The organism is Silvibacterium sp., from assembly GCF_047605705.1.
Taxonomy (GTDB): Bacteria; Acidobacteriota; Terriglobia; order Terriglobales; family Acidobacteriaceae; genus Silvibacterium.
Window position 1 is genome coordinate 1 of sequence record NZ_JASGFD010000105.1, and the last position, 3,604, is coordinate 3,604.

The 3,604-nt window shown below is 64.2% G+C and carries 5 protein-coding genes; all 5 read right to left on the reverse strand.

Annotation, left to right across the window (positions count from 1 at the left end; genetic code table 11):
- The coding region (locus QM649_RS20045; RefSeq protein WP_415200851.1) for a prephenate dehydrogenase at positions 1 to 459 on the reverse strand (459 nt) is incomplete at its 3' end.
- A gap of 133 nt (positions 460 to 592) precedes the next feature.
- Entirely contained in the window at positions 593 to 1,651 is a 1,059-nt protein-coding gene (gene aroF, locus QM649_RS20050; RefSeq protein WP_415200852.1) for a 3-deoxy-7-phosphoheptulonate synthase, read from the reverse strand.
- Between the two features lie 102 nt (positions 1,652 to 1,753).
- Entirely contained in the window at positions 1,754 to 2,038 is a 285-nt protein-coding gene (locus QM649_RS20055; RefSeq protein ID WP_415200853.1) for a chorismate mutase, read from the reverse strand.
- Positions 2,039 to 2,112: 74 nt separating this feature from the next.
- A complete protein-coding gene (gene trpA, locus QM649_RS20060; protein ID WP_415200854.1) occupies positions 2,113 to 2,919 on the reverse strand; it encodes a tryptophan synthase subunit alpha in 807 nt (268 codons plus the stop codon).
- A 9-nt stretch (positions 2,920 to 2,928) separates the two neighbouring features.
- Positions 2,929 to 3,604 (reverse strand): pyridoxal-phosphate dependent enzyme (locus QM649_RS20065; protein WP_415200855.1); only part of this gene is annotated, 676 nt, incomplete at its 5' end.

Here is a 3,604-nt window from a genome sequence, read left to right on the forward strand (position 1 = left end):
AGTAAAAAGCCAGGCCGCATTTCGGAAGAGCGCGCCGTCGGCATTCGCTGCGCCGCCAACTTCCTTTCCGGCCATCGGGTGTCCGGGGAGGAAGCCCGCGGTGTCTGGCGTGTTGTACTTGCCCGCCGCGCGCGCGCAGATCGCGCCCTTCACGGAGCCGACATCGGTGACCAGTTGTGCGGGAGTGAGTGCGGGCGCGAGGCGGTCGAGCCATTCGAGGATAGTGAAGACCGGGCCGCTCAGCAGGATCACATCACTCGCCTTCGCCGCTTCGATCGCGGCATCGATGGTTGTATCCGCCGCGCAGTTGATCGCGCCGATCTCGAGCGCGGCCTGCAGTTCGGACTCGCTGGGGTCCCAGCCGGTGAGGACACCCGCAAAACCATGCGAGCGCAACGCCAGCCCCGCCGAGGCTCCAATGAGCCCGGTTCCGAGGATAGCGATGCGCTCGATAGGCATGCCTCTAGCCTAAAGCATTTGCTGCTGCGCGCAGGGCGATTCGCCTTTGGCCTCCGCTCGCCTTGGTCGCGATCCTGAGTCCTGCGAACCCATGTCTCAGAATCGAGACATGGGGCACCCTGTACTGTTCGCTCTAGGCGACGACTGCCGGTTCCGGCGCGTTCACTGGCGCAGGAGCGATCGTCCGTCCCACTGCAGGAGCGATGATGCGCAGCTCGTTCATTAGCTTTTCGAACTGCTCGGGGAAGAGCGTCTGCGCGCCGTCGGAGACGGCCTTGTCCGGGTTCGGATGCACCTCGATGATGAGGCCATCTGCGCCCGCGGCTACCGAGGCCCGCGCCATCGCCGGCACCATCGCGCGCTTGCCTGTGCCGTGCGAGGGGTCGGCAATGATGGGCAGGTGCGAGAGGTGATGGATGACCGGGATCGCCGAGATGTCCATCGTGTTGCGGGTGTAGGTCTCGTAGGTGCGGATGCCGCGCTCGCAGAGCATCACGTCATAGTTGCCGCCAGCCAGGATGTACTCGGCCGAGAGCAGCAGCTCTTCGATGGTAGCGGCGATGCCGCGCTTGAGCAGCACGGGCTTGCGCACCTTGCCCAGCTCACGCAGCAGGTTGAAGTTCTGCATGTTGCGCGCGCCTACCTGGAAGCAGTCGATGTAGGGCAGCATGACTTCGATCTGCGAGATCTCCATGACCTCGGTGATGATGAGCAGGCCGGTCTTGTCGCCCACTTCGCGCAGCAGCTTCAGGCCTTCCACACCCATGCCCTGGAAGCTGTACGGCGAGCTGCGGGGCTTGTATGCGCCGCCGCGCAAGAACTTCGCGCCCGCAGCCTTTACCTGCTCGGCTGCGAGGAAGATCTGCTCGCGGCTCTCGACGGAGCACGGTCCGGCCATGGCGACCACCTCTTCGCCGCCGACCTTCACGCCGTTGGGGAAGGTGATCACCGTGCCCTCGGGGCGGAAGCCGCGGCCCGCGAGTTTGTACGGCGAGGAGATGCGTACTGCTTCCGCGACGCCGGCGAGTTCATCGAAGTCCTTCACGTCGAACTGGCTCGGTGTGCCTACGCCGGCGAGGATGGTCTGCACGGTGCCGGTGGTCTTATGTACGTTGAAGCCAATCTCTATCATGCGTGCGACCACATCCTGGATCTGCTCTTCGGTGGCGTTGGGCTGCATAGCTACGATCATGGTTCTCTATCCTGTCCTGCGCGGCGGTGCCGCGCGGTTCGTCCGGTGGACGCTCTCTGCGCGTCTCTTCCGGAACGCTCTCCCGGGTCGGCCTGCTGTGGCCTAGGCCTTCTGGCCCTGGGAGGCAAGTTCGTTCTTCTGGAGCGCCCGCATCACGTCGATGATCCGTTCGTAGATGTGCACCAGTTCGATGTCCGGCAGTGGGCCTTGATTCGCGGCCCGCACACTGTCGAAGACCGCGCGCTCCCGATTGGGCTCGTACACCGGCAGTGAGGTGGATTGCTTGAGTTTGCCGATCGCCTGTGCGGCGGCGGCACGCTCGTTCAAAAGCTCCACGATCTGCCGGTCGAGCACGTCGATTTTCTTCCGCCAGTCTTCGATATCCATGCCTTCTCCTTCTGCGGCGCGCACGACGGCGCGCCCTCTGCCAAAACCCGGTTGCCTTATATGGATGGGAGGATTTAACGGGCCTGAAGTACGGGCGTATTTGCACCCGTACGCAGACCCTTGATAAATCGGGCAATCGAGCTCGGAGCCTCGGCGGGCTCGGAGTTTTCGATGATCTGGACGATCGCGCTGCCGATCACGGCGGCGTCGGCAAACTCTCCCACAGCGGCAAAATGCTCTGCGTTCGAGACACCGAACCCCACTGCAACGGGCAGCTTGCTCCATCGACGAAGACGCGTCACCAAGTCGGCGGCGTCATTGGTCATCGTGGTCTGCGTGCCGGTGATGCCCACACGCGAGATGGCGTAGATGAAGCCTTTCGAGACTTCAGCGATCTTCTTCAGGCGCTCATCCGGACTGGTGGGAGCTGCGAGGAAGACCGGCGCCAGATTGTGGCGCTCGAGAACAGGGAGATACTCGGCGGCTTCCTCGACAATCATGTCGGTGACCAGCACGCCGTCCACGCCCGCGGCTTCAGCGGCGGCGCAGAAGCGCTCCAGGCCGTAGCGGACGATGGGGTTGTAGTACGAGAAGATGATGAGGCCGGCCTCGGGGCGCTCGCGGCGCAGGTCCGCAGCCAGTGCGAGCACATCGCCAAGGTTCGTTGCCTTGCGGCCGTTGTCCGTGCTGAGGGCGCGCTCGGCGGCACGCTGAATCACTGGGCCATCGGCCAGGGGATCGCTGAACGGGACGCCCAGCTCGAGCACATCCGCACCCGCGTCAATTGCCGCCAGGGCAATCTCACGCGTGGTCTTCAGATCGGGATCGCCGACGGTCAGATACGCAACCAGACCCGGCTTGCCGGCAAAACGGATGGCCATCGGACTTGCTTACGCTCCCTTAAGATTCAGCTCGCGGGCGAGAATACCCATGTCCTTGTCGCCGCGGCCGGAAAGGTTCACTACAAGTATGTCATGGCGCGAGAGCGTCGGCGCAACCTTGATGCATTCGGCTACGGCATGCGCGCTCTCGAGCGCAGGCAGAATGCCCTCGGTGCGCGCCAAGGTGACCAGCGCGTCCAGAGCTTCCTGATCGGTGGCTGCGGTGTAGGTCGCGCGGCCCGAGTCGTGCAGCATGGCATGCTCGGGGCCGACCGAAGCGTAGTCGAGTCCGGCGGAGACGGAGTGTGTGAGCTGCACCTGGCCGTCTTCATCCTGCAGTACGTAGGAATAGGTGCCCTGCAGTACGCCCGGAACGCCGCCCTGAAAGCGGGCCGCGTGGTCGCCAAGGCCCGTGCCGCGCCCACCTGCTTCCACCCCGATGAGGCGGACATTTGGATCGGGCAGGAATTCGTAGAACGCGCCGATGGCATTCGATCCGCCGCCGACGCAGGCGATGATGGTGTGCGGCAGCTTGCCTTCGCGTTCGAGGATCTGCGCGCGCATCTCCTTGCTGATGACGCGCTGGAAGTCGCGCACCATGGTCGGATACGGATGCGAGCCGAGCGCTGAGCCGAGGATGTAGAAGGTGTCGCGGACGTTGGTGACCCAGTCGCGCATCGCCTCG